The 24,969-nt window shown below is 63.1% G+C and carries 23 protein-coding genes; 13 read left to right on the top strand and 10 right to left on the bottom strand.

Annotated elements, in window-relative coordinates:
- Positions 1-2: 2 nt before the first annotated feature.
- From fdhF to C8K44_RS15120, 7 genes are all read left to right on the top strand, one after another.
- The gene (gene fdhF, locus C8K44_RS15150) at positions 3-2,882 is read left to right on the top strand and encodes a formate dehydrogenase subunit alpha (protein ID WP_109576613.1); all 2,880 of its coding nucleotides are present in this window, start codon (positions 3-5) and stop codon (positions 2,880-2,882) included.
- A 151-nt stretch (positions 2,883-3,033) separates the two neighbouring features.
- The gene (fdhD, locus tag C8K44_RS15145; protein ID WP_109576612.1) at positions 3,034-3,861 is read left to right on the top strand and encodes a formate dehydrogenase accessory sulfurtransferase FdhD; all 828 of its coding nucleotides are present in this window, start codon (positions 3,034-3,036) and stop codon (positions 3,859-3,861) included.
- Positions 3,851-4,102: a formate dehydrogenase subunit delta gene (locus C8K44_RS15140; RefSeq protein WP_109576611.1), complete on the top strand. Its 252-nt coding sequence runs from the start codon at positions 3,851-3,853 to the stop codon at positions 4,100-4,102. Before fdhD ends, C8K44_RS15140 begins: the two co-directional genes overlap by 11 nt.
- 87 nt (positions 4,103-4,189) lie before the next feature.
- Positions 4,190-5,752: an alpha/beta fold hydrolase gene (locus C8K44_RS15135; RefSeq protein ID WP_109576610.1), complete on the top strand. Its 1,563-nt coding sequence runs from the start codon at positions 4,190-4,192 to the stop codon at positions 5,750-5,752.
- Between the two features lie 101 nt (positions 5,753-5,853).
- On the top strand, positions 5,854-6,327 hold the full coding sequence (locus tag C8K44_RS15130) for a carboxymuconolactone decarboxylase family protein (protein ID WP_109576672.1): 474 nt from the start codon (positions 5,854-5,856) through the stop codon (positions 6,325-6,327).
- A 96-nt stretch (positions 6,328-6,423) separates the two neighbouring features.
- Positions 6,424-6,786, top strand: coding sequence for a nuclear transport factor 2 family protein (locus C8K44_RS15125; protein WP_109576609.1), 363 nt, complete (start codon positions 6,424-6,426; stop codon positions 6,784-6,786).
- Between the two features lie 41 nt (positions 6,787-6,827).
- Positions 6,828-7,145 (top strand): hypothetical protein, encoded by a 318-nt coding sequence (locus tag C8K44_RS15120; RefSeq protein ID WP_109576608.1) that lies wholly within the window; start codon positions 6,828-6,830, stop codon positions 7,143-7,145.
- Positions 7,146-7,182: 37 nt separating this feature from the next.
- On the opposite strand, the gene C8K44_RS15115 is transcribed toward C8K44_RS15120, so the two are convergent.
- Both C8K44_RS15115 and C8K44_RS15110 read right to left on the bottom strand, forming a co-directional pair.
- Positions 7,183-7,806 carry a DedA family protein gene (locus tag C8K44_RS15115; protein WP_109576607.1) on the bottom strand — a complete coding sequence of 208 codons (624 nt, stop codon included), beginning with the start codon at positions 7,804-7,806 and terminating at the stop codon, positions 7,183-7,185.
- The gene (locus C8K44_RS15110; RefSeq protein ID WP_245417491.1) at positions 7,803-8,303 is read right to left on the bottom strand and encodes an SAM-dependent methyltransferase; all 501 of its coding nucleotides are present in this window, start codon (positions 8,301-8,303) and stop codon (positions 7,803-7,805) included. Before C8K44_RS15110 ends, C8K44_RS15115 begins: the two co-directional genes overlap by 4 nt.
- Before the next feature lie 308 nt (positions 8,304-8,611).
- Between C8K44_RS15110 and C8K44_RS15105 the strand changes: the two genes are divergently transcribed.
- Positions 8,612-9,286, top strand: a complete 675-nt coding sequence (locus C8K44_RS15105) for a response regulator transcription factor (RefSeq protein WP_109576605.1) — start codon at positions 8,612-8,614, stop codon at positions 9,284-9,286.
- The gene (locus tag C8K44_RS15100; RefSeq protein ID WP_109576604.1) at positions 9,283-10,665 is read left to right on the top strand and encodes a HAMP domain-containing sensor histidine kinase; all 1,383 of its coding nucleotides are present in this window, start codon (positions 9,283-9,285) and stop codon (positions 10,663-10,665) included. Before C8K44_RS15105 ends, C8K44_RS15100 begins: the two co-directional genes overlap by 4 nt.
- Before the next feature lie 3 nt (positions 10,666-10,668).
- On the opposite strand, the gene C8K44_RS15095 is transcribed toward C8K44_RS15100, so the two are convergent.
- Entirely contained in the window at positions 10,669-11,433 is a 765-nt protein-coding gene (locus C8K44_RS15095; protein WP_109576671.1) for a DeoR/GlpR family DNA-binding transcription regulator, read from the bottom strand.
- Between the two features lie 218 nt (positions 11,434-11,651).
- Here C8K44_RS15095 and C8K44_RS15090 point away from each other — a divergent pair, with 218 nt between their 5' ends.
- The 3 genes from C8K44_RS15090 (at position 11,652) to C8K44_RS15080 (ending at position 15,540) form a co-directional block, all read left to right on the top strand.
- Positions 11,652-12,536 (top strand): choline/ethanolamine kinase family protein, encoded by an 885-nt coding sequence (locus tag C8K44_RS15090; RefSeq protein ID WP_109576603.1) that lies wholly within the window; start codon positions 11,652-11,654, stop codon positions 12,534-12,536.
- Positions 12,537-12,538: 2 nt separating this feature from the next.
- A complete protein-coding gene (locus C8K44_RS15085) occupies positions 12,539-14,980 on the top strand; it encodes an FAD-dependent oxidoreductase (RefSeq protein ID WP_109576602.1) in 2,442 nt (813 codons plus the stop codon).
- Positions 14,981-15,054: 74 nt separating this feature from the next.
- Positions 15,055-15,540, top strand: coding sequence for a CAP domain-containing protein (locus tag C8K44_RS15080; protein WP_109576670.1), 486 nt, complete (start codon positions 15,055-15,057; stop codon positions 15,538-15,540).
- A 3-nt stretch (positions 15,541-15,543) separates the two neighbouring features.
- Here C8K44_RS15080 and C8K44_RS15075 read toward each other — a convergent pair whose 3' ends face one another.
- The 7 genes from C8K44_RS15075 to C8K44_RS15045 form a co-directional block, all read right to left on the bottom strand.
- Positions 15,544-16,464, bottom strand: a complete 921-nt coding sequence (locus C8K44_RS15075; RefSeq protein ID WP_109576601.1) for a DMT family transporter — start codon at positions 16,462-16,464, stop codon at positions 15,544-15,546.
- A gap of 110 nt (positions 16,465-16,574) precedes the next feature.
- On the bottom strand, positions 16,575-16,817 hold the full coding sequence (locus C8K44_RS15070) for a hypothetical protein (protein WP_109576600.1): 243 nt from the start codon (positions 16,815-16,817) through the stop codon (positions 16,575-16,577).
- Positions 16,818-16,899: 82 nt separating this feature from the next.
- Positions 16,900-18,192, bottom strand: a complete 1,293-nt coding sequence (locus C8K44_RS15065; RefSeq protein WP_109576599.1) for an amidohydrolase family protein — start codon at positions 18,190-18,192, stop codon at positions 16,900-16,902.
- Positions 18,189-19,130: an ABC transporter permease gene (locus tag C8K44_RS15060; RefSeq protein WP_109576598.1), complete on the bottom strand. Its 942-nt coding sequence runs from the start codon at positions 19,128-19,130 to the stop codon at positions 18,189-18,191. The genes C8K44_RS15065 and C8K44_RS15060 overlap by 4 nt, the downstream gene beginning before the upstream one ends.
- Before the next feature lie 2 nt (positions 19,131-19,132).
- Positions 19,133-20,182 (bottom strand): ABC transporter permease, encoded by a 1,050-nt coding sequence (locus C8K44_RS15055; RefSeq protein ID WP_109576597.1) that lies wholly within the window; start codon positions 20,180-20,182, stop codon positions 19,133-19,135.
- Entirely contained in the window at positions 20,172-21,710 is a 1,539-nt protein-coding gene (locus tag C8K44_RS15050; protein ID WP_109576596.1) for an ABC transporter ATP-binding protein, read from the bottom strand. The genes C8K44_RS15055 and C8K44_RS15050 overlap by 11 nt, the downstream gene beginning before the upstream one ends.
- Positions 21,711-21,871: 161 nt before the next feature.
- A complete protein-coding gene (locus tag C8K44_RS15045) occupies positions 21,872-22,897 on the bottom strand; it encodes a BMP family protein (protein WP_109576669.1) in 1,026 nt (341 codons plus the stop codon).
- 222 nt (positions 22,898-23,119) lie between these two features.
- Here C8K44_RS15045 and C8K44_RS15040 point away from each other — a divergent pair, with 222 nt between their 5' ends.
- The gene (locus C8K44_RS15040) at positions 23,120-24,874 is read left to right on the top strand and encodes an ABC transporter ATP-binding protein (protein ID WP_199227100.1); all 1,755 of its coding nucleotides are present in this window, start codon (positions 23,120-23,122) and stop codon (positions 24,872-24,874) included.
- The last annotated feature ends 95 nt before the right edge of the window (positions 24,875-24,969 follow it).

The following is a 24,969-nucleotide window of genomic DNA, read 5'->3' as shown; positions in this document are numbered from 1 at the left end:
TCATGGGTCTCATTCAAGAAATCGATTTTGGCACCCCTGCCTCCAAGTCCGAAAAGCAGGTTACGCTGACCGTCGACGGCTTCGAGGTGACGGTGCCCGAGGGCACCTCGATCATGCGCGCCTCGATGGAAGCGGGCATTGCCATTCCCAAACTCTGCGCCACCGACATGGTCGATGCATTCGGTTCCTGCCGACTCTGCCTCGTCGAGATCGAAGGCCGCAACGGCACGCCCTCGTCCTGCACCACGCCTGTCATGCCCGGCATGGTCGTCCACACCCAGACCGGCCGTCTCAAGGACATCCGCAAGGGCGTGATGGAGCTGTACATCTCCGACCACCCGCTCGACTGCCTGACCTGCGCGGCCAATGGCGATTGCGAATTGCAGGACATGGCCGGTGCAGTGGGCTTGCGCGACGTGCGCTACGGCTATGAAGGTGACAACCACGTTCGCGCCAAGAACAATGGCGTCGAAAACTTCAAGTGGATGGCCAAGGACGAGTCCAACCCCTATTTCACCTACGATCCGTCCAAGTGCATCGTTTGCTCGCGCTGCGTACGGGCCTGCGAAGAGGTGCAGGGCACCTTTGCGCTGACCATCGAAGGCCGCGGCTTCGGAAGCCGCGTTTCGCCGGGCGCGCATGAACTGTTCCTCGACAGCGAGTGCGTTTCCTGCGGCGCCTGCGTGCAGGCCTGCCCGACGGCGACGCTGACGGAAAAGTCGGTCATCCAGATCGGCCAGCCCGAGCATTCGGTCGTCACCACCTGCGCGTATTGCGGCGTCGGCTGCTCGTTCAAGGCGGAGATGCGCGGCGACGAGCTGGTGCGCATGGTGCCGTGGAAGGACGGCAAGGCCAATCGCGGCCACTCCTGCGTCAAGGGCCGCTTCGCCTATGGCTATGCCACGCACAAGGAGCGCATCCTCAACCCGATGATCCGCGAGAACATCGCCGATCCATGGCGCGAAGTGTCGTGGGAAGAAGCACTTGAGTACACGGCCAAGGAATTCCGCCGCATCCAGTACCAGTATGGTCGCGGTGCTGTCGGCGGCATCACGTCCTCGCGCTGCACGAACGAAGAAACCTTCCTCGTACAGAAGCTGATCCGCCAGGGTTTTGGCAACAACAACGTCGACACCTGCGCTCGCGTCTGCCATTCGCCAACCGGCTATGGCCTCGGCCAGACCTATGGAACCTCGGCGGGCACGCAGGACTTCGACTCGGTCGAAGATACCGACGTCGCGCTGATCATCGGCGCCAACCCCGCCTCGGCCCACCCGGTGTTCGCATCGCGGCTGAAGAAGCGGCTGCGCGCCGGTGCCAAGCTGATCGTCATCGATCCGCGCCGCACCGAGATGGTGAAGTCGGCCCATATCGAGGCAGAACATCACCTGGCGCTCAAGCCGGGCACCAACGTGGCTATCGTCACCGCGATGGCGCATGTGATCGTCACCGAAGGCCTGTTCGACGAAAAGTTCATCCGCGAGCGCTGCGACTGGTCGGAATTCCAGGACTATGCCGAGTTCGTCTCGGACCCGCAGTACAGCCCCGAGGCGGCGGAAAAGCTGTCGGGCGTTCCTGCCGAGACGATCCGAGGTGCGGCTCGCCTCTATGCCACCGGCGGCAATGCCGCGATCTATTACGGCCTCGGCGTGACCGAGCACAGCCAGGGCTCGACCACTGTCATCGGCATCGCCAACCTCGCCATGCTGACCGGCAATATCGGCCGCAGGGGCGTGGGCGTGAACCCGCTGCGCGGCCAGAACAACGTGCAGGGGGCCTGCGACATGGGCTCGTTCCCGCACGAGTTGCCGGGCTACCGTCACATTTCGGGCGATGCCGTGCGCGAAATATACGACAGCCTGTGGGGCGTGAAGCTCGACGACGAGCCTGGCCTGCGCATCCCCAACATGCTGGATGCCGCCGTCGACGGAACGTTCAAGGGCATCTACATCCAGGGCGAGGACATCCTGCAGTCGGACCCGGACACCAAGCACGTCTCGGCCGGCCTCGCAGCCATGGAATGCGTCGTCGTGCAGGATCTGTTCCTCAACGAGACGGCAAACTACGCCCATGTGTTCCTGCCCGGCTCGACCTTCCTCGAGAAGGATGGCACCTTCACCAACGCCGAGCGCCGCATCAACCGCGTGCGCAAGGTGATGGCACCGAAGAACGGCTATGCCGACTGGGAAGTGACGCAGAAGCTCGCCCAGGCCATGGGCCTGAACTGGAATTACCAGCACCCCTCCGAGATCATGGACGAAGTGGCCAAGACGACGCCGAGCTTTGCCAACGTCTCCTACGAGTTCCTGGAAAAGATGGGCTCGGTGCAGTGGCCGTGCAACGACAAGGCGCCTGAGGGCACCCCGATCATGCACATCGACGGCTTCGTGCGCGGCAAGGGCAAGTTCATCCGCACCGAATATGTGGCTACCGACGAGAAGACCGGCCCGCGCTTCCCGCTGCTGCTCACTACCGGCCGTATCCTGAGCCAGTACAATGTCGGCGCGCAGACCAGGCGCACCGAAAACGTCGCCTGGCACGCCGAGGACTTGCTGGAGATCCATCCGCATGACGCCGAAGTACGTGGTCTGCGTGACGGCGACTGGGTGCGCCTGCAAAGCCGCGCCGGCGAGACGACGCTGCGCGCAACGATCACCGACAAGGTATCGCCAGGCGTGGTCTATACCACCTTCCACCACCCCGACACTCAGGCCAATGTCATCACCACCGACTTCTCCGACTGGGCGACCAACTGTCCGGAGTACAAGGTGACGGCGGTTCAGGTTGGTGCTTCCAACGGGCCGTCGGAATGGCAGAAGGAATACACCGAGCAGGCACAGCAGAGCCGCCGCATCGCCGGCCAGCTGGAAGCGGCGGAGTAATGGTACACGGGACGCAAGCCTTTCCTTCTCCCCGTTCACGGGGAGAAGGTGGCCTGAAAGGCCGGATGAGGGGCTGTACCAGCCTCGAAAGGTTTGCGCTGCCACTCATCTGCCTGCCGGCATCTTCTCCCCGTAAACGGGGAGAAGAACGATGACCGACCGCCCCGCAATCTCCGCGACCTCCCGTCTCGCCCGCCGGGCGAGCGGCACGACAATCGCCAACCGTATGGTGCCGGAAGAGACGCCGATCGCGTTGTCTTATGGCGGCACCACGCATGCGGTGATGATGGCGAGCCCGGCGGATTTCGAGGATTTCGCACGCGGCTTCTCGCTGACCGAAGGCATCATCGGCTCAGTTGAAGAAATCGAGTCGATCGAGGTGCTTGATGTCGAAGCCGGCATCGACATCCAGATCCGGCTCAAGGACAAGGCCAACAAACGCTTCGAGTTGCGGCGTCGTAGGCTCGCCGGGCCGGTCGGTTGCGGGCTGTGCGGCATCGAATCCATCGAAGAAGCGATGCGCTCTGTCGATGACGTACACACGCCGGCGCTCAGGCTTTCGGCCGACGACATCGTGCAGGCGGTGAAGCTGTTGTCCAAGGCGCAGCCACTGCATGCGGAAACAGGTGCTGTTCACGCCGCGGGCTTTTACGTACCCGGAAAAGGCATTGTCGCCGCACGCGAGGATGTCGGCCGCCACAACGCGCTCGACAAGCTCGCCGGCGCGCTCGACAAGGCCGGCATTTCGGGCGGATCGGGTGCTGTGGTGGTGACCAGCCGCGTGTCGGTGGAAATGGTTCAGAAGACGGCAGCCATCGGCGCGCCCTTCATCATCGCCGTCTCAGCCCCCACGGCCCTTGCCATCCGCACCGCCGAGCAAGCCGGCATGACGCTCGTCGCACTTGTGCGCGGCGACGATTTCGACATCTTTACCCATCCAGACCGCGTGAGTACCGGAGCCGCCAAAAATGTCGCATGAAGAGCACAAGATGGGGACGAAGGAAAAGATCGTCTACATGGCGAACCAGATCGCTACCTTCTTTGAATCCAAGCCACATGATGAAGGCGTCGCCGGCGTGGCTGAACACATCAACAAATTCTGGGATCCGCGCATGCGTCGCCAGTTCTTCGAGATGTTCGACGAAGGCGGCAAGGGCATGAAACCGCTGGTGATAGAAGCGGCCGCCACGATCAGAAGGCCTGCCGACAAGGCCGCCTGACGCCCCTCCCCTTAGCACGCGAAGCCACTTCACCCTTCGGCCGAACATCTGATATGTTAGCAATTCCTAATGCAATCCGCAGGTGGAATGGCTGTGCCAAGGCCGATCGCGACCCGATATGCCCGCAGTGGTGACGTGCGGATCGCCTATCAGGTGGTCGGCCAGGGATCGTTCGACCTCGTCTTCGTTCCCGGATTCATCTCCAATCTCGACCTTCACTGGGAAGACGAGGGTTACAGCCGGCTGCTTTCACGACTTTCCGCCTTTTCCCGCCTGATCCTGTTCGACAAGCGCGGCACCGGGCTTTCCGACCGGGTCGACACGCATGCGCTGCCGAGCCTGGAAACGCGCATGGACGACGTGCGCGTGGTGATGGATGCCGCCGGAAGCAGCCGAGCGGCAATCCTCGGCGCCTCGGAAGGCGCTCCAATGGCGATCCTTTTCGCAGCGACCTATCCCGAACGGACGCGCTCGCTCGTGCTTTATGGCGGCTACGCGCATTTCCATAAGTGGGTGATGAGCCCTGAGCGGCTCGACGCTTTCATCGCAGACGCGGAGACGTCCTGGGGTACCGGGGCAACACTTCAGAATTTCGCGCCAGGGCGGCTCGACGATACCCGTTTTGCCACCTGGTGGGGGCGCTTCGAACGGCTATCGGCGAGTCCAACCGCAGCGGCGGCGCTTGCCCGGATGAACGCCGAAATCGACGTGCGTGGCGTGCTGGCCAGTATCCGGGCGCCGACCTTGCTGATCCATCGCCGCAACGACGCCCGCGTCAATCCCGATGCCAGCCGCTATCTCGCCCAGAAAATACCAGGCGCGCGCCTTGTGGAGGTCACCGGACGCGACCATCCGATCTGGACCGGCGACGTCAACCGTGTCGCCGACCTTGTCGAAGAGTTCCTGACCGGCACACATGCGGCGCCTGAGACCGAGCGGGTACTTGCTGCCCTGCTCGTCACGCGCATTTCCGATACCGCACGTTTGGGCGACCGGATGTGGAGCGAGCGCAGCGAGCGCTTCCACGAGACCTGGCGGCTGATCGTCGGCCGCCATGGCGGACGCATCGCCGACCAGCATGGCGAAACGCTTGTCTCGCGCTTCGACGGGCCAGCGCGGGCGGTCCGCTGCGCCTCGGCGCTGCGCGAAGCGGCCCAGGATATCGGCATCGCCAGCGCCCACGGAGTACATGTCGGCGAGGTCGAGATGCGCGGCCCGCCAACGGGACTTGCGATGCGGGTGGCGGTGCAGATCGCCGATCGTGCCGAACGCGGAGATATCCTCGCCTCGCGGCTGGTGGCCGACCTCGCTGCCGGCTCGGGCCTGCATTTCACGGATGTCGGCAAGGTTATGTTCGATGACCTCGACGAGCCGCTGGCTTTGGTCCAGGCGACCTCGGAACAGCATCTCGAACCGGCGTGCCGTAGCCGCGTGATCGCTGTCGAACCATCGGCACTGACCGCGCGTGAGAACGAGGTGGTGGCGTTGATTGCCGACGGCAAGAGCAATGCGGCGATCGCAGCCGAACTCAGCCTCAGCGAACACACGGTCAAACGCCATGTCGCCAACATCCTGTTGAAGCTCGACCTTCCCTCGCGGGCGGCGGCTGCAGCATTCGCGGCGCGGCAGACTGGCCCGGACGGGCCATAGCGGAGATGGCCCTTTCGGGCGAAGCGGAAGGACGGCGCCAAGGACTACAAATTCTTCCCATCCAGACAGGCTGAAACACTGACCTGCGAATGGAGGAAGACATGACCAAGGCAATCGGACTGCTTGCGTCGCTGGCGATAGCCGGCCTGGCAACGTTCGTCGTATCGGACGCCCGAGCCGAGGACAGCTCGGCTCAAGCAACCTACAAGGACATCGCGGCCACGCTCGGCTCGGTGCCGAGCTTCTTCAAGGCGTTTCCGGAGGCCGGCGTTGCCGGCGCATGGGCTGAATTCAAGAGCGTGCAGCTCAATCCCAAGACCGAACTGAACGGCAAGACCAAGGAACTTGTCGGCCTTGCCGTCGCTGCCCAGATACCGTGCCAGTACTGCATCTATTTCCACACAGCAGCCGCAAAGGCCAATGGCGCGACGGACGAGGAAATCCGCGAGGCCGTGGCGATGTCGGCGATCGTGCGGCATTGGTCGACGGTGCTGAACGGCATGCAGGTCGACCTGCCCCAGTTCAAGCAGGAGGTCGACACAGTGATGGCGGCGGCCAAGGCCAAATCGCAGTAGCTGATTTCTACGGGGCGGCGGGCCGCGTTTCGCGGTCCTTGGCTGCCGGACCATCCAAGACAGCGCCGCTCGCGGAGCGGCCGACAGGAGGATAAAATGCTTGCCACCAAGGAACCCGTGACCGGTGCCTCGATCAAGAAGGCGATCGAAAGCCGCGACGGCAAGATGCTGTCCAGCTTCTATGCCGACGACGCGCTGGTACGTGTCATCGACCGCAACAATCCGCCGAGCAAGCCGCGCGAAATCCGCGGACGCGCGGCAATCACCACCTTCTGGGACGACATTTGCAGTCGCGCGATGAGCCATCGCGTCGACACCACCATCGCGCAAGGCGACAGCCTCGCCTTCTCGCAAGCCTGTGCCTACCCCGACGGAACCAAGGTGTTCTGCGCCGCCATGCTTGAGCTCAAGGACGGCAAGATTTCGCGGCAAACCGTGGTCCAGGCCTGGGACGAGTGATCGAATGCGGGCGAATGGTCGCCCGTAGACAGGAGGAAGCCATGTTCGTCGCACGCTGGAAGATCGATGCCCGCTTCGGGCACAAGCAGGCCGCAATTGAGCTTTTGCGCCAATGGGAGCGCGAGATCGGTCCACAGGCCGGTGTCGACAAGATGGCCTTGCAGATCCTGAGCGGATCGGTCGGCGCCAAGGAAGCCACCGTCGAAGTCAATCACACGGTGGAGAGCCTGACTCAACTGGAAGAGATGTTCGCCAAGATCTCCAAGATCGACGCCCATGCCAAGTGGGGCAAGCAGTTGGAGCCGCTGGTGGTTTCAGGATCGTCGTACTGGAACATCTACCGGGTGATCAAGGACTAGGTTGGAGCCCACTCCATCCGAGCACCCGGATCGTGCTCTAGGGCCGAGGATGCGTTTCGCCCGAGGGATGGCTGTCGGCCGTCCCACGGGTGCTGTGTCGCAATGCCAGCAGGAAGACGATCTCGGCGAGGACAACGATGGCGACAATGCGGAATCCGATCGTCACCGGGTCGTGGTCGCCGTCGCGCATCAGATAGCCGCCGACCAGAAAGGCGGCGTTCCAGAGAAAAGCGCCGCATATGGTGGCAAGCGCGAAAGGCACGAACGAAAGGCGCAGCACGCCTGCCTCGAGCGCGAGGTAGGTTCGCGCCACCGGCACCAGCTGGGCGATCAGCGAAGCGCGGAAGTTGTTGCGGCGATAGGCATGCGTCAGCTTTTGATAGGTCGCGTGCTTGAGGAAGACGTATTTGCCGAAACGCTTGACGAAGTCGTTGGCGCGGTCGGGCCCCAGCCAGTTGCCGCCCGCATACCAGATCATCGAACCCAGGGTCGAGCCGAGCGTGGTCGCAAGCATCAGCGCGACAAGCATCGGCACGTGGGGCGCGGCGGTCATGCCGAGAAACAGCAGCAGCACATGCGACGGCGGGACCGGCGAAACCTTCTCCATGAACGCAAGGCATGCCGCGCCGACCAGACCGAAACCCAGGATCGATGGAATCATGCAAAACGCCAGTCGTAGATCTTTGCCGGCTTCATCCTGGTGATCCGATAGACAGCCGCCGGCGGCAGATTGCGGAAAGTATGGCCGACCCGGGTCACCTCGAGATCGAGCCTGTCGAGCAGCGACTGATCAATAGGGCAACGGAAGCCGTAGGTGAAGATATACATCGCCCCGCCTGCCCTGACATTGGCGAAAACGCCTTCGAGGATGGCGAGCGTCTGGCGCGGCGGAATCGCCAGGAACGGCAGCCCGCTGATAGCAGCACCGGCGAGCGGCGTTTCATAAAGCGGCTTGCAGCGCAGTTCGGCTGCATCCATCTCCAGCACGCGAGACTTGGGAAACCGGCACCGGAGCAGATGGGCGAGATCGGCGTTGAACTCGATCAGCGTCATATCGCTTTCCCTGACGCCGCGCGCCAGCATGGCGCGGGTGAACGGCCCCGTACCCGCTCCAAGCTCCAGAACAGGCCCGGTGTCGGGTCCAAGATCCTGGGTCATCAGCTTTGCCAAGCTTGAACTGGACGGCGCTATGGAAGCAACCTTGAGTGGCGCCGTGGCCCATGCCATGAGATAGGATAATGTGTCGTTTGCGGCCATTGCGAACCTCTTTCGAAATCGTCTGCCGGCGAACCGGTCGCCAGCCTGTAGCGAAAGCTGTGTGCGGCCACTGGATTACACAGGCATTGCAGGAAAGGTGCCGTATCAAGCAATTTGGTGCTTGCGTTTGTTCAGCGTCTTTGTTTCGCAATGCTTCCGCAATGTTCATGACGTAGCCGGGCGGCTCTCAAGGGACCTTCGAGGAACAGATGCGCATATTGCTAGTTGAAGACGAGCCAGAACTGGCGTCGGCTATGCGGACGGCGTTGCGACGGTATGACATGGTCGTGGACCACGCCACATCATTGCTGGAGGCCGGCGATTTCGCCGCCAGCGAAAGCTATGACGCTATCCTGCTCGATCGCCAGCTGCCCGACGGCGACGGCCTGACCCTGGTGCCAAAGCTGCGTGCGCGCGGAAACGCGACACCGGTTCTGGTGCTGACGGCACGCAGCGACACTTCCGACAAGGTCGACGGGCTGGACATGGGGGCCGATGATTATCTCGCCAAACCCTTCGCCTTCGAGGAATTGCTGGCCCGGCTGCGCGCGCTGCTGCGCCGGCCGGCCAACGTGCAGACCCAGGTCATCCATGCCGGCGATCTCGCCTTCGACTTCGGCCACCGCGAGGTCCTGGTCCGTGGTGAGCCCATGGCGTTGCCCCGTCGCGAACTGCTGGTTCTGGAGGCGCTGTTGCGGCGCACGGGCCGGATGGTGCAGCGCTCGTCGCTGATGGAGGCCGTGTTCGGCCTCGACGACGAGATCCAGTCCAACGCACTCGACACGCATGTGTCGCGGCTGCGGCGCAAGCTGGCTGAAGCCGACGGCAAGGTGGAGATCAACGGTGTGCGCGGCGTCGGCTACCTCCTGCGCGAGATTTCATGAACGCCTCGCGGATTCTACGCTCGCTCGGCCGGTTCTTCCGCCCGATCTCGCTGAAATGGCGTCTGGTCTGGCGCCTCGTGATCCTGCAGGTGATCCTGCTGACGCTGCTGATCGCCATGATCCTCGGCGCCCTCATCGTCACCGGCGTCATCCCGGACCATTACGAGGGCCGGGCGGTCGAGGTGCTGCAAAAGGTGGTCCGCCGGGACGACGCGGGCGAGCTTGTCCTCAAGAGTACCCCGTCACTGGCGGATCTACGCGAGGAAGTGCCGGATCTTTGGTTCGTGTTGCGCGACGAGCAGGGGCATACGCTGTCGGAGGGCACGGTCCCGCCGGAATTCACCCGCATGGCCGCCGCCCTCGACCATATCGACACCGCCAAGCTAGTCTGGAAGAAGGGCACGACACTGCCAGCTGCGACGGTCCAGTGGTACGACACAAGCGCCGGAAGGGTCCAGATCTTCACTGGCGCCCAAGGGCGCTTCAGGGTTTCGGCGCTGATTTACGCTACGCCGGGAATTTTCACGGAGGTCATCCTGCCGGTCGGCGCTGTGATGGCGGTGGCGACGCTGCTGGTGATCCCATTGGTGGTGCGCAGCGCGTTCCGAGGCCTGAGGCAGGCGGCCGCCCAGGCCGAGAAGATCGACATAGACGAACGCGGCGTGCGGCTGCCCGTGGAGCGTATCCCCTCGGAGATCGCACCGCTGGTGAAAGCCGTCAATGGCGCACTCGACCGGCTGGACAGGGGCTATGAAAGGCACCAGAGATTTCTGATCGACGCAGCGCATGAATTGCGCACGCCGGTGGCCATCCTCAACACCCGCATCACATCGCTGCCGGCTACGCCCGAGCGCGCAAGGCTCTTGCAGGATACGGCGCGGTTGTCGACGCTCACCGATCAGCTTCTCGATATCCAGCGCCTCGGTCGGCAGGCGCAAAGCTTCTCGCGCATCGACCTTGTGGCGGTGGCGCGCGGGGTTGTCCTCGATCTGGCGCCGATGGCTTTTGCTGCCGGTTACGAGGTGTCATTCGAGCCCTCGCGCGCCCAGCTGTTCGCCAAAGGCGACCCGACCGCTGTCGAGCGCGCCATCACCAATCTGGTACAGAACGCGATCGAACATGGCGGGGGCGCAGGCAAGATCACGATTGCTGTGAACAGCCCGGCCACGGTGGAGATTTCGGACGAGGGTGACGGCGTGCCGGCGGAAGAGCGCGAACGGATCTTCGAGCCCTTCTACCGCCTCAAGCCACGAGGACATGGAGCGGGCCTCGGCCTCAACCTGGTGCAGGAAATCATGCAGATCCATGGCGGCCGCATCGAGCTTGCTTGCATCGAGCGTAAGGGCGCCTGCTTCAGGCTGGTCTTCGCGCAGGCCTAGGATTCAGCCGTCCGCGATGGTGAGTTGCGTGCCAGCGTCCGCAAGAGCCCTGGCCAGATCATCCGCTGGCTGGCGATCGGTGACCAGTTCGGTGAAACCGGAGAAGCCGCAGACCTGCACCAGCCCCTGGCGACCGAATTTGGTGTGGTCGGTGACGACGACCGAACGCTGGCCGCGCGACAGCACCACGCGGGCGAACTCGGCTTCTTCGAGATTGTAGTCCATCACCCCGTTCGCCGCGTCGACGGCCCCTGCCGAGATCACCGCATGGGTGACAGCGAAGCGGCTGACGAAGTCGATCGCCGAGACCCCGAAGGCGGCACCGCTGTCGCTGCGCAACTCCCCGCCCGCCATATAGACCTTGTTGCCGTTGACGGTGGCGAGCGTTCTGGCGATGTCGGACGAGTTGGTCACGACAGTCAGGCGGCGATGACCCAGCAATTCTCGGGCGAGATAGCTGGTGGTGGTGCCGGTATCGAGCATGACCGCCTCGCCATCATGGATGGTGGCGGCGACAGCCTTGGCGATGGCGCGCTTGGCGCCGGCGTTTTCGCGCATGCGGCGCTCGAAAGGTGCCTCGCCCACCACTGACGGCAGGCCGATGGAGCCATGCATCTTGAGGATCGAGCCATCAGCTGTCAGTGGCTTTACGTCACGCCGCACGGTCTCGAGCGAAACGCCGAGCTTGTCGGCGAGATCGGCAATGGTGATCGTGCCCTCGTCGTTGAGCAGACGCAGGATTTCACTGTGGCGCTTGGAATGGTTCATCATGCGGCCCTGGTCGGATGCGCGGCATGGCCGCAACTCAGAAAGCTACTGCCCGAATCTACTGCAGCATTGCAACCAATCTCAACAGATACGGTCACAAAAACAACTAAAGCCACAAACTCGCGTTGACAGCGGCGCTTCCGCTGCGTGAGACTACCACCCAACAAGGCCAAGACGCGACACTGGGGAACGCGTCATGCACAGCGCGGAGGGGCTTCATGACGACGAGCGAGGACCGCATCCGCGCCCTGCCGCTGTGGAACGGGACGGTGACTATCACACCGCTCAAGGGTGGCATCAGCAACGAAAGCTGGGTGGTGAGGGATGCCTCGGGGGGCCACGTGGTGCGCTTCGGCCAGGATTTTCCCTTCCATCACGTCTTTCGCGACCGCGAGGTGATGGTAGCCAAGGCAGCCCATGAGGCGGGCTTCGCGCCGGAACTGCAATATGCCGCGCCTGGCGTGATGGTGACCGAATTTCTCGGCGCCAAGACCTATGGCGCCGATGACGTGCGAGCCAACGCGGCACGCATCGCCCGCCTGATCAGGCATTTCCACGACGAGATGCCCCGGCATGTGTCAGGGCCCGGCTTCATGTTCTGGGCCTTCCATGTCATCCGCGACTACGCGCGCACACTTCAAGCCGGCAAAAGCCGGATGACGGCGGAACTGCCGCGCTATCTGGAATTGGCGGACAAGCTCGAAAAAGCACAGGCGCCACTGCCGATCATCTTCAGCCACAACGACCTTCTGCCGGCCAACTTCCTCGACGACGGCGAGCGGCTGTGGCTGATCGACTTCGAGTATGCCGGTTTTTCGACCGCAATGTTCGACCTTGCCGGCACGGCCTCCAATGCCGGGATGACGGGCGAAGAATCGGACGAACTGCTTGCCAGCTATTTCGGCGCTGCGCCCGACCAGCAAATCAGGCGCTCGCATGCGGCCATGCAATGCGCCTCGCTGCTGCGCGAAGCGATGTGGAGCATGGTCTCGGAACTCCACCTCTCCGCCCCCGGCGTCGACTACGCCGCCTACACCGCCGAGAACCTCGAAAAGCTCGAGACGGCGCTCGAAACCTATCGCACGCAATACGGAAAGCTCTGACCATGGCCCTTCCCTCACATGCGCAGATCGTCGTCATCGGCGGCGGCATCATAGGCTGCTCCACGGCCTATCATCTTGCCCGCGACCATAAGGCCGACGTCATCCTGCTCGAACAGGGCAAGCTGACCTCGGGCTCGACGTGGCATGCGGCCGGTCTCGTCGGGCAGCTGCGTTCTTCGGCGTCGATCACGCGCGTGCTCAAATATTCGGTCGAGCTCTACAAGGGGCTCGAGGCCGAGACCGGGCTCGCCACTGGCTGGAAGATGACCGGCTGCCTCAGGCTTGCCACCAATCAGGACCGCTGGACCGAATACAAAAGGCTGGCAACGACGGCGAAAAGCTTCGGGATGGACATGCAGCTGGTGTCGCCGGAAGAGGTCAAGCGCATGTGGCCGCTGATGGAGACGTCCGATCTCGTTGGCGCCTCATGGCTGCCGACCGACGGGCAGGCAAGCCCCTCCGACATCACCCAGTCGCTCGCCAAGGGCGCGCGCATGCACGGCGCGAAACTGTTCGAGAATGTGCGGGTGACCGGCTTCGAGATGAAGGACGGGCGCATCCAGAAGGTGAAGACCGACCAGGGCGACATCGCCTGCGACAAGGTTGTGAACTGTGCCGGCCAATGGGCGCGGCAAGTGGGGGCCATGGCGGGCATCAACGTGCCGCTGCAGCCGGTGAAGCACCAGTACATCATCACCGAGAAGGTGCCCGGGCTTTCGACCGACGCACCGACCATCCGCGACCCCGACCGGCGCACCTACTTCAAGGAAGAGGTCGGCGGGCTGGTGATGGGCGGCTATGAACCCAATCCGCAAGGCTGGACCACGGGCGACGTGCCCAATGACTGGGAGTTCCGCCTGTTCGACGACGACTACGACCATTTCGAACAACACATGACGCAGGCGATAGAGCGTGTTCCAGCGCTGGAGACCGTCGGCGTGAAGCAGATGATCAACGGCCCGGAGAGCTTTACGCCTGACGGCAATTTCATCCTCGGTTCGGCGCCGGAATGCTCGAACATGTTCGTCGGCGCCGGCTTCAACGCCTTCGGCATCGCCTCGGGCGGCGGTGCTGGCTGGGTGCTGGCGCAGTGGGTGGTCGACGGCGAAGCCCCGCTCGACCTGTGGGTAGTCGATATCAGGCGTTTCTCGAACCTGCACCGCGACCGCCAATGGGTTTCGGACCGCACGCTCGAAGCCTATGGCAAGCACTACACGATCGGTTTTCCGCACGAGGAATATGAAAGCAGGCGGCCTTACATCGTCTCACCACTTTACGAGCGACTGAAGCGGCATGGGGCGGTGTTTGGTTCGAAGCTCGGGTGGGAGCGGCCCAACTGGTTCGCGCCGCAGGGCACGGAAGCCAAGGACGTCTACTCGATGGGCCGACAGAACTGGTTCGCTCGGGTCGGCGACGAGCACGCCCATGTGCGCAAGGCGGTCGGCATCTTCGACCAGTCGTCCTTCGCCAAATACGAGATGAGCGGCAGCGACGCGCGACGGGCGCTTGATTTCATCTGCGCTAACGACGTGTCGAAGCCCGCCGGACGGCTGACCTACACACAGCTGCTCAACACGCGCGGCGGCATCGAAGCGGATCTCACGGTGGCCCGCTTGGCCGATGACAAGTTTTACATCGTCACCGGCACCGGGTTCCGCACGCATGATCTTGCCTGGATAAGCGATCATGTTCCGGCAGGGCTGAAGGCACAGCTTGTCGACGTGACCGAGGAATACGGCACGCTGTCGCTGATGGGGCCGAAAGCGAGAAACGTGTTGGAAGCCGTGACAAAGGCGGATGTTTCGAACGCCGCCTTCCCGTTCGGGCATGTCCGCGAAATCGTCATCGCCGGCACAACCGTCAGGGCGCTGCGCGTGACCTATGTCGGCGAACTCGGCTGGGAACTGCATGTACCGATCGCCGCCACCGGCGAGGTGTTCGACGCGCTGATGGCGGCCGGCGCCGCTCATGACATCCGGCCCGTTGGCTATCGCGCGCTGGAATCGCTCAGGCTGGAAAAGGGCTACCGCGCCTGGGGCTCCGACATCACACCTAACGACACGCCGTTCGAGGCCGGGCTCGGCTGGGCGGTAAAGCTCAGAAAAAACACCGACTTCCTCGGCCGCAAGGCGCTCGAGAAAATTGCCGGGGCGGCACTCACCAAGCGGCTCGCCGGCTTCACGGTCGATGACAAGGATGTCGTTCTGGTGGGGCGCGAGACGATCCTTCGCGATGGCCAGCCGGTGGGATATCTGACCAGTGGCGGCTATGGCTACACGGTGGGCAAGAACATCGGCTACGGCTATGTCCGCAACGCCGCGGGCGTCGGCGACGATTTCCTCAAATCGGGCGTCTACGAGCTTGTCGTGGCAACGGAAAAAGTGCCTGCCAGGATCCATCTCGAGCCGATGTTCGACCCGGCGGCCGCGCGCGTGAAAGCCTGAAGATCGACGGATTTCGCCAAAAAGCCATGATCTGGACTATCAAGGCTGGCGGGGGACGGAACAAGGATCGGACGATGGCTCAGCGGATGATAGGTGCAGCTGCACGCGCGATGGTGATGGGCGGACTGGCGTTCCTGGCCGCCTGCCAGACGGGTTCGAACGTTGTTGGCGAAGGCGGCGGGGCCTCGACGACCGGGGTTGCCTACCTCCAGACCATCCGCTCGGAACACGGGCTGCCGCCGCTCAAGCCCAACGCCACGCTGGAGCGCGCCGCCTTGCAGCAGGCGGACTACATGGCGCGCGCCGGACGCATGGCGCACACCACTGGCCTGGGCAAGGATTTTGCCACACGCATGAACGCCAGTGGCGTCGAAGGTGCCGCCGCCGAAAACATCGCCCATGGCCGCATGGAGCCGGCCAAGCTGTTTTCGATGTGGATGAACTCGGACGGCCATCGCCGCAACATGCTCGACCCGCGCTTTGCCAGCTTCGGCCTCGCCTATGTGCGCGCCGGCGAGGGAAGCGAAGAACGCTACTGGGCGCTCGTGCTGGGACGCTAGGCCCTAGTGGACGCTGGTCGGGACCGTCTCCGGCTCGGCCTTGTCCACGACCTTCTGGCGGTGGAAGATGAACAGGCCGGCAACGACGATGATCGCCGAACCGATGAGGACCTGCGCGTCGGGGTAATCGTTGAAGAAGGCGATGCCGAACACCACGGCCCACAACAGCAGCGTGTATTGCAGCGGCGCCAGAAGCGAGGCCGGCGCGAGCTTGAGCGCGCGCGTGATCATCAGGTGCGCCGCGCATGAGACGACGCCGATCAGCAACATCGCCGACCAGTCGAGCGCAGTGGGCGTGCGCCAGTCGTAGATCGCTAGCACGCCGCCGACTGCCAGCGCGCCAAGCGTCTGCCAGGTAACGAGCGTGGTGTCGTTGGTGGCGCGCAGCTTGCGGCTGAGGATCAGCGTAATCGCAAAAGAGAGGCTGCCTACGATGGCAAACAGCGAGGGCCAGGACAGCGAGGCCGTGGAAGGGCGCAAGGCGATGACCACACCGCAGAAGCCGAGCACGATGGCGATCCAGCGCCGCCAGCCGACCTTTTCGCCGAGGAAGAAATGCGACAGGGCAGCGATGTAAATCGGCCCGGCCATGTAGAAGGTCATGACGTCGGCCAGCGGCAGATAGGCAACCGCTGCGTAGAAAAAACCGGTGTCGGCGGTGGCGAGCACGACGCGCAGCACCTGCAGGCCAGGACGCTCGACCTTGGTCAGCGGTCCGATGCCTTGCTTGGCGATCATTGGCCCCAAGATGATGAAGGCGCCGATGGAGCGGATGAGCAGAACCTGGGCGACGGAGAAGCTGGTGACCAGCCATTTGCCCATCGCGTCGTTGAGCGCGAACATGAAGTCGCCCAGCAACATGAGGAGGATGCCCGCAAGAACCAGATTGTTCTTCGGGAGGGCGATGGCTTGTCGGAAGGTCATTGCACAGAATCCGCCGGGCAAAGGACCCGAATGCCGCTATCTAGGCCCAGAGGCCCGCATTTGCGAGGCCTATCTGCGCCATCGCGATGCGTTGAGGCGTCGCACGCCGGTCAGCGCCGAACGATGACGGGGCGATAGTAGAACGGCCCGTAGAAGTCGTCATATGTGCTTGCCCTCAATGCGGCGCGGCGATCGAGATCGATGCGTTGCAGGCATGCGGCAAACGCATCGTTTTTCTTGTTGAAGCCGTAGGAGCGGCATTTTGCTTCATCGAGCGCGCGCTGTTCCTGGGCGGTGACGCAACCGGCAAGCGTAGCGGCCATGAGGAGCATCAAAATCGTCGTGATCCTCATGGCCTTGGTCCTTCTGCGCCGGTAGAATCTGGATTGCGATTGTAAGCTTTTCGTCTGGCCAGGAAAAGCTGCCCGTCGAGGCTCAATTCACCTGCGGCGGCACGACGTGGCGGCGATTAATCGAGGCGGGCCGGCCCTTGATCGACAACGCCGTGTCGCGCTTCGGACGCTCGGCAACGACCTTGCCCCTGGCTACGACGCAAAGGCGCTCGGCGCGCAGGCGCACGGCCTCGATCGGATTGCCGGCGTCGAGGACGACGAGACTCGCCACCTTGCCGACAGCAAGCCCGAGATGGTCGAGGCCCATGATCTCGGCATTGACCTTCGTGACCATGTCGAAGCAGCGGCGCATGTCGGCAGGGCTCGACATCTGGGCCACATGGAGGCCCATGAAGGCGACGTCGAGCATGTCCGCGGTGCCAAGCGAATACCAGGGGTCGAGCACGCAATCCTGGCCCCAGCCGACGCGGATGCCAGCTTTCAGCATTTCAGGCACTCGCGTCATGCCGCGGCGCTTGGGATAGGTGTCGTGACGACCCTGCAGCATGATGTTGATCAGCGGGTTGGGGATGGCCGAGACACCGGCCTCCGCGATCAGCGGCAGGAGCTTGGAGACATAGTAGTTGTCCATCGAATGCATCGAGGTCAGGTGCGACCCGGCCACCCTGCCCTGCAGTCCGAGACGCTGCGTTTCGTAGGCGAGCTGTTCGATGTGACGCGACAGCGGATCGTCGGTTTCGTCGCAATGCAGGTCGACCATCAGACCGCGTTCCGCCGCGATCTCGCAGAGTTCGGTCATCGACCGCGTGCCGTCGGCCATGGTACGCTCGAAATGCGGTATGCCGCCGACAATGTCGACGCCCATGTCGAGGGCGCGGATGGTATTTTCGCGCGCATTGGGCGAGCGGTAGAGGCCATCCTGCGGGAAGGCGACGAGCTGCAGGTCGATATAGGGCGCTATCTCCTTCTTGACCTCGAGCAGGGCCTCCACGGCGAGCAGGCGGTCGTCGCAGGTATCGACATGGGTGCGGATGGCAAGCAGGCCCATCGACACGGCCCAGTCGCAATAAGCGAGCGCGCGCTCCTTGACCGCTTCGTGGGTCAGCAGCGGCTTGAGTTCACCCCATAGCGAGATGCCTTCGAGAAGCGTGCCAGAGGCGTTGATGCGCGGCAGGCCGTAGGACAGCGTCGCATCCATATGGAAATGCGGATCGACGAAGGGCTGCGAGACGAGGTTGCCTGACGCGTCGACAACGGACTTCGCCGCAGCTTCGATCCTGGCCTCTATCGCGGCGATCTTGTCGCCCTTGATGCCGATGTCGGCAACTGTTCCGTCGGGCAGCGTACCGCCCTTGACGATCAGGTCGAAGCTCATCTCTCGCCTTTCTGGTAAGGGATCATCAGCGCCTTGGGATAGGTGGCGCGGCGCGCCACCAGGATCAGCGCCAGGATCGATAGTGCATAGGGCATCATCAGGAACACCTGATAGGGAACGATGCCGCCGGAAAGCTGCTGCAGGCGAACCTGATAGGCATCGAAAGCAGCAAACAGGATGGCGCCAAGCAGCGCCTTGCCCGGCCGCCACGAGCCGAAGACGACAAGGGCGATGCAGATCCAGCCGCGGCCGTTGATCATCTCGAAGAAGAACGAATTGAATGCCGACATGGTGAGAAAGGCGCCACCGACAGCCATCAGCGCGCTGCCGACCATCACCGCACCCATGCGGATGCCAGTGACGGAGATGCCTTGCGCCTCGACCGCAGAAGGGTTTTCACCGGCGGCGCGGACGGCAAGGCCGACCGGCGTGCGATAAAGCACCCAAGCAACCACGGCGACGGTGACGAAGGCGAGATAGGTCAACGGCGTTTGCGAAAACAGCGCCTCGCCGAACAGTGGAATTTGCGACAGGCCGGGAATCGGCAATGGCTGGAACGGCTCGATCTTGGGTGGCGAGGTCACTTCCGGCAGCACAAGTCGATAGGTGAAATAGGTAAGGCTGGTGGCAAGCAAGGTAACCCCGATACCTACGACATGCTGCGACAGGCTAAGCGGCACGGTGAGCGTGGCATGCAAAAGCCCGAACATGGCACCGGCAAGAGCCGCTACCAGCACCCCGGTCCACAAGTCGCCGCCGGCATAGACGGTGAACCAGCCGGCGAAGGCGCCGGCGGTCATGATGCCCTCGATACCAAGATTGAGCACGCCCGCGCGCTCGCAGATCAGCTCGCCCATGGTGGCGAAAATCAGCGGCGAGGCGATGCGGATGGCCGCGACCCAGAACGAAGCTGTGAAGAGGATTTCGAACGCGTCCATGCTCACTTCCACCTCACACGGAACCGCGTCAGCAGGATCGCGACCACCATCGTCAGCAGCGAGGTGGCGACCATGACATCGGCGATGTAGCTCGGCACCTTGGCGATGCGGCTCATGGCGTCGGCCCCGACAAAGATGCCAGCGACGAAGATGGCTGAAACGACGACACCGAGCGGGTTCAGCATCGCCAGCATGGCAACGACGATGCCCGAATAGCCGTAACCCGGCGACAGGTCGAGCGTCAGATTGCCCTTGAGACCCGACACTTCCGAGAAGCCGGCAAGGGCTGCGAGGCCGCCTGACAGCAGCGCCGTCTTCATCAGCACGCGGTTGACAGGAATGCCGACGAAACGCGCGCCCTCGGGGTTGTGACCGACCGCGCGCATCTCGTAGCCGAGGACGGTCTTCTTCATGATGACCCAGACAACGATCGCCGAAACGATGGCGACAACAAAGCCGTAATGCAGGCGCTTGCCCTGGATGATGCGTGGCAGCTGCGCGTCGGCGATGACCTTCTGCGACTGCGGCCAGCCGAGGCCCATCGGGTCCTTGAGCACGCCTTCGAGCAGCATGGACACGAACAGCAGCACGATGAAGTTGAGGAGCAGCGTGGTCACCACCTCGTCGACGCCAAAGCGGGTCTTGAGGATCGCTGGCCCCAGCAACAACAAGCCGCCGGCGAGCATCGCGGCAAGCATGATGACAGGGATGAGGATCACCGATGGCAGCGGCAACGCACCGGTGCCGAGAACGACCGTGACCACGCCCCCGATGTAAAGCTGGGCTTCGGCGCCGATGTTCCATAGCTTGGCCCGAAAAGCGACGGCGACGGCAAGCCCAGTGAAGATCAGCGGTGTGGCCCGGGTAAGCGTCTCGAGCAGGGCGAATTGCGAGCCGGCTGCACCCTTGGCGACGAGATAAAACACCGACAGCGGCGAAGCGCCGGCTGCGAGCACCAGCAGCGAGGTGAGCAGCAGCGTGGCCGCGATGGCGGCCAACGGAAACAGCAAGGTCATGCCAAGCGAAGGTGCGGGTTTGGGCTCAAGCCGCATCCTTGGCTCCCTCTTCGCCATGTCCGGCCATCAGTTCCCCCAATTCGCGAATGCTGCGCTCACCTCGGGCAGAGGGGCTCGATAGCCTGCCCTTGGACATCACGACGATACGGTCGGACAGGGCCAGGATTTCTTCGAGGTCTTCGGAAATCAGCAGGATCGCGGCTCCTCTTTGCCGCGCGGCAAGCAGCATGCGGTGGACATAGGCAACGGCGCCGACGTCGAGGCCGCGCGTCGGCTGGCTGGCGAGGATGACCGACGGCTCGGGATCGAGCGCGCGGCCGAGAATGAGCTTTTGCATGTTGCCGCCCGAAAGCAGGCGGATGCGCGCTTCAGGCGACGGACATTTGACGTCGTAGTCGGCGATGATCTGTTCGGCGAAATTGCGAGCAGCCTTCCAGTCGAGAAAACCCATGCGGCTGAAGCGCGGGCTGGCGTAGCGCTCGGCGATGACATTTTCCGTCACGCTCATGTCGCCGATGGTACCCACAGCGTGGCGATCTTCCGGAATGCGGGCAATGCCGTGGCCAAGTGCTGCTTTCGGCGACCAGTCGCCAATTTGCCTGCCGCCGATCACGACCGTTCCCGCAATGGGGCTTTCAGTGCCGGCCAGCAGCGCGGCAAGTGCCGCCTGGCCATTGCCGGAAACGCCCGCAAGGCCAGTGATTTCCCCGGCACGCAGGGTGAGCGAGACGCCGTCCAAGGCAGCACCATTGCGGCGGCCCGTGGATACCGTGTCGAGCACTAGCAGGGCATCTCCCGGCTCAACGGCAGTGACCTCGGCCGGCTTGACCTCCTGCCCGACCATAAGTGCTGCCAGCTCCTTGCGGTCAGTTGCGGCCGTGGCGCGCTCGCCCGCAAGACGCCCCGAACGCAGCACCAGCACCCGATCGCTGACAGCCATGACCTCATGCAGCTTGTGTGAGATGAAGATGATCGACAGGCCCTTGGCGACCAGCAGTTTGAGTGTGCGAAACAACGCGTCGGTCTCGGCGGGCGTCAGCACCGCCGTGGGTTCATCGAGGATCAGGATGCGGGCGTCGCGGTAGAGCGCCTTGAGGATTTCAACGCGCTGGCGTTCGCCCACCGAAAGGCTGGACACGACGGCGGCTGGATCGACCGCCAGGCCAAAATCGGCGGAAAGCTGCTCGATACGCAGGCGGGCCACGGCCCGGTCAAGGCGAGGCAACCACAGGCTTTGGGTGCCTAGCGCGATGTTTTCCAGCACGGTCATATTGTCGGCGAGCGTGAAATGCTGGTGCACCATGCCGATGCCAGCGTCGAGCGCTGCACGCGGATCGCCTGGCTGCAAGGGCTGGCCGAAAGCCTCGACGCTGCCCTCGTCGGCGACATAGTGGCCGAACAGGATGTTCATCAGCGTGGTCTTGCCCGCACCATTTTCGCCAAGCAGCGCGATGACCTCGCCACGCTCGAGCTCGAAGGAAATGGCGTCGTTGGCCACGAGCGGGCCGAAACGCTTGGTGATGCCGGAAAGGCGCAGGACAGGAGGTTGAGAGGCAATGGACATGGGATGGCCGCAGCGATGGAGATCCCTTCTCCCCGTTCGCGGGGAGAAGGTGGCCCGAAGGGCCCGATGAGGGGCGCGGCTGCGACTTCTGAAAGGCTATTGCTGCCCCTCATCTGCCTGCCGGCATCTTCTCCCCGTAAACGGGGAGAAGAGCGCTGTCATCAGCTCGATTTCGGTTCGGCGTCGTTGATCTCGACGGTGAACGAACCGTCCTTGATCGCCTTTTCCTTCTCGGCGACCTTGGCCTTGACCTCGTCGGGCACCTTGCTCTCGAAGGTGCCAAGCGGAGCAAGCGAGGAGCCGCCGTTTTTCATGAACGAGTAGACGCCGTAGTCTTCAGCCTTGAAAGTACCGGCCTTGACCTCAGATATCGCCTTGTCGAGCGTCGGCTCGAAGTGCCACAGCGCGGACGCCACCACGGTTTCGGGATAGTCGGCCTGGGTATCGATGACGTTGCCGATGGCCAGAACCTTCTTTTCCTTGGCAGCGTCGGAGACACCAAAGCGCTCCGCATAGAGCAGGTCAGCACCGCCGTCGATCTGGGCAAACGCAGTTTCCTTGGCCTTGGGCGGATCGAACCACGAGCCGATGAAGGCGACCTGGAACTTGGTATCGGGCGCGCTTTCCTTCACGCCAGCCATGAAGGCGTTCATCAGCCGGTTGACCTCAGGGATCGGGTAGCCGCCGACCATGCCGATATTCTTCGACTTGGTCATGGCGCCGGCGACGATGCCGGAGAGGTAGGAGGCATCCTGGATGTAGTTGTCGAACACCGAGAAGTTTGGCACCGCGGCGTCCGGCTTGAAGCTGGAGCCCATCAGGAAGGCGACGTCGGGATAGTCCTTGGCGACCGCACGCGCCGCGTCCTCGACACCGAACACTTCGCCCAGGATCAGCTTGTGGCCGGCCTCGGCATATTCGCGCATCACGCGCTCGTAGTCGTTGTTGGCGGTGTTTTCCGAATAGACATATTCGATGTCGCCGCGCTCCTTGGCAGCGTTTGCCGCCTTGTGGATGCGGCTGACCCACTGCTGCTCGACAGGCACGGTGTAGACGGCGGCGACCTTGATCGGATCGGCCGCAAACAGGCGCACTGGCAATCCGGCTACCGCGACAGCGGCGGACGCACCCGCGGCCTTGATCAAGGTACGCCTGGACAAGCCGAAATCACTTGAACTTCTTGGCATTCTTTCCACCTCTGGCTGGTTTTGGTCTTCTTTGGCGATGGTGTCTTTTTATCGTTTGGTCAACGGTATGCGAAATCCCCCATAGCGGCAATCGGCGGCCGCGGGCTGTCCACCAAGTCCTTGCAAACCCGCGACCCTTGGTCCGCAATTTGCCGGTTCCCCTTGGCCAATCGTTGCTTTATATAGACCCGCGCAGGGGTACGACCCAAGGGACTCATTGATTTGTTTCGTTTTTTTCGTCCGACACAGAACCATCTCCTGATCTGGCGGCTGATACGGGAGTCGTTCCGTCAGCATGCGTTAGGCTATGCCGTTGCGATCGCTTCGATGATGGTTGTGGCCGGCATGACGGCGGCGAGCGCCTGGATCATGCAGGACATCACCAATGAGTTCGTGATCGGCAAGGACATCAACCGCGTCTACCAGATCGCAGGGTTAGTGGCGGCAATCTTCATCACCAAGGGGATCGCCACCTTCCTGCAGGCGTTTTTCCTGAGCCGCGTCGGTAACTCCATCATCGCCGACCGCCAGCGCAAGATCTACGACCGCATCCTGGCCCAGGGCATCTCCTTCTATCACTCGATCCCGTCTTCGGACCTGATCACGCGCGTGACCCACAATGCGCAGGCAGCGCGAAATGTGCTGGACGTCATCGTCACGTCGTTCGTGCGCGACCTGTTTTCGCTGATCGGCCTGATCTTCGTGATGGTCTACCAGCAGCCGGTGATGTCGCTGGTAGCGTTCATCGTCGGGCCGATCGCCATTTTCGGCGTCAACATGATCCTGCGCAGGGTGCGCAAGATCATGGAGGCGGAGTTCCTGTCCCTGGCCCAGATCGTGCAGGTCATGCAGGAAACGACGGTCGGCGTCAGGATCGTCAAATCCTTCAATCTCGAGCCGATCATGCGCAGCCGCATGCACCGCGCGGTCTCCGACGTGGAAAAGCGCGCCAACACCATCGCCGCACTCGAGGCAGGCACCAGCCCGATCATGGAGACGCTGGCGGGCCTCGCCATAGCCGGCGTGGTCCTGGTCAGCGGCTATCTGGTGGTCCAGGGCGGACAGACGCCTGGCAGCATCATGTCGTTCATCACAGCGCTGCTGCTCGCCTATGAGCCGGCCAAGCGGCTGGCACGCTTCCGCGTCTCCCTGGAAACAGGACTCGTGGGCGTGCGCATGATGTTTGAGCTGTCGGATCGCCCCCTGACCCTGGCTGAGAAGCCGGGAGCAACGCCACTGGTGCCCGGATCCGGCGCGATCGAACTCAAGGACGTCAGCTTCTCTTATGCAGACGGCGAGCCGGTACTGCGCGATCTCGACCTGGTCTTCCCGCCCGGCAAGATGACGGCCCTTGTCGGCCCGTCCGGCAGTGGCAAGTCGACGATCATGAACCTGATCATGCGCATGTACGATCCAGACAGCGGCGAAGTGCTGTTCGACGGACAGGACATCGCGCATGCGACGCTGCACTCGGTGCGCGACCGGATCGCCTATGTCAGCCAGGATACGTTCCTGTTCTCCGGCACCATCATGCACAACATCCGGCTCGGCCGCGATGGCGCCAGCGACGAAGAGGTGATCGAAGCCTCCAAGGCCGCCAATGCCCACGATTTCATCATGTCGCTCAAGAACGGCTACGAAACCCAGGTCGGCGAAAACGGCGCACTTCTTTCGGGCGGCCAGAAGCAACGCCTGTCTATCGCACGCGCCATCCTGCGCGACGCCAACGTTCTCTTGCTCGATGAAGCGACCAGCGCACTCGACGCCGAGTCGGAATCGCTGTTCCGCGAAGCGCTGGAGAAGCTGTCTGCAGGACGCACGACTATTGCCATCGCGCACCGCCTGTCGACCGTGCATCAGGCTGACAACATCGTGGTGATGCAGGACGGCAAGGTCGTCGAGCAAGGTCGCCATACCGACCTCATCAACTCCGAGGGTCTCTATCGCAGGCTCTACGAGTTCCAGCTGATGGGCTGAGCCGAACCCAGTCTTCAAAACTTTGCGAAAGCCGCGCCCCGGACATTCCGGGGGCGGTTTTTTCGTTTTGGGTCCACTGCCAGCGCACTTGCCGA

This window comes from Aminobacter sp. AP02 (genome assembly GCF_003148805.1).
Lineage (GTDB): Bacteria > Pseudomonadota > Alphaproteobacteria > Rhizobiales > Rhizobiaceae > Aminobacter.
The sequence above is the reverse complement of the archived record's forward strand: the minus strand, read 5'-3'. Positions and strand labels throughout refer to the sequence as shown.

Bases quoted from the DNA above. Each gene is read 5' to 3' on its own strand.
- fdhF (WP_109576613.1), top strand. From the start codon at position 3: ATGGGTCTCATTCAAGAAATCGATTTTGGCACCCCTGCCTCCAAGTCC.
- fdhD (WP_109576612.1), top strand. From the start codon at position 3,034: ATGACCGACCGCCCCGCAATCTCCGCGACCTCCCGTCTCGCCCGCCGG.
- C8K44_RS15140 (WP_109576611.1), top strand. From the start codon at position 3,851: ATGTCGCATGAAGAGCACAAGATGGGGACGAAGGAAAAGATCGTCTAC.
- C8K44_RS15135 (WP_109576610.1), top strand. From the start codon at position 4,190: ATGGCTGTGCCAAGGCCGATCGCGACCCGATATGCCCGCAGTGGTGAC.
- C8K44_RS15130 (WP_109576672.1), top strand. From the start codon at position 5,854: ATGACCAAGGCAATCGGACTGCTTGCGTCGCTGGCGATAGCCGGCCTG.
- C8K44_RS15125 (WP_109576609.1), top strand. From the start codon at position 6,424: ATGCTTGCCACCAAGGAACCCGTGACCGGTGCCTCGATCAAGAAGGCG.
- C8K44_RS15120 (WP_109576608.1), top strand. From the start codon at position 6,828: ATGTTCGTCGCACGCTGGAAGATCGATGCCCGCTTCGGGCACAAGCAG.
- C8K44_RS15115 (WP_109576607.1), bottom strand. From the start codon at position 7,806: ATGATTCCATCGATCCTGGGTTTCGGTCTGGTCGGCGCGGCATGCCTT.
- C8K44_RS15110 (WP_245417491.1), bottom strand. From the start codon at position 8,303: ATGACCCAGGATCTTGGACCCGACACCGGGCCTGTTCTGGAGCTTGGA.
- C8K44_RS15105 (WP_109576605.1), top strand. From the start codon at position 8,612: ATGCGCATATTGCTAGTTGAAGACGAGCCAGAACTGGCGTCGGCTATG.
- C8K44_RS15100 (WP_109576604.1), top strand. From the start codon at position 9,283: ATGAACGCCTCGCGGATTCTACGCTCGCTCGGCCGGTTCTTCCGCCCG.
- C8K44_RS15095 (WP_109576671.1), bottom strand. From the start codon at position 11,433: ATGAACCATTCCAAGCGCCACAGTGAAATCCTGCGTCTGCTCAACGAC.
- C8K44_RS15090 (WP_109576603.1), top strand. From the start codon at position 11,652: ATGACGACGAGCGAGGACCGCATCCGCGCCCTGCCGCTGTGGAACGGG.
- C8K44_RS15085 (WP_109576602.1), top strand. From the start codon at position 12,539: ATGGCCCTTCCCTCACATGCGCAGATCGTCGTCATCGGCGGCGGCATC.
- C8K44_RS15080 (WP_109576670.1), top strand. From the start codon at position 15,055: ATGGCTCAGCGGATGATAGGTGCAGCTGCACGCGCGATGGTGATGGGC.
- C8K44_RS15075 (WP_109576601.1), bottom strand. From the start codon at position 16,464: ATGACCTTCCGACAAGCCATCGCCCTCCCGAAGAACAATCTGGTTCTT.
- C8K44_RS15070 (WP_109576600.1), bottom strand. From the start codon at position 16,817: ATGAGGATCACGACGATTTTGATGCTCCTCATGGCCGCTACGCTTGCC.
- C8K44_RS15065 (WP_109576599.1), bottom strand. From the start codon at position 18,192: ATGAGCTTCGACCTGATCGTCAAGGGCGGTACGCTGCCCGACGGAACA.
- C8K44_RS15060 (WP_109576598.1), bottom strand. From the start codon at position 19,130: ATGGACGCGTTCGAAATCCTCTTCACAGCTTCGTTCTGGGTCGCGGCC.
- C8K44_RS15055 (WP_109576597.1), bottom strand. From the start codon at position 20,182: ATGCGGCTTGAGCCCAAACCCGCACCTTCGCTTGGCATGACCTTGCTG.
- C8K44_RS15050 (WP_109576596.1), bottom strand. From the start codon at position 21,710: ATGTCCATTGCCTCTCAACCTCCTGTCCTGCGCCTTTCCGGCATCACC.
- C8K44_RS15045 (WP_109576669.1), bottom strand. From the start codon at position 22,897: ATGCCAAGAAGTTCAAGTGATTTCGGCTTGTCCAGGCGTACCTTGATC.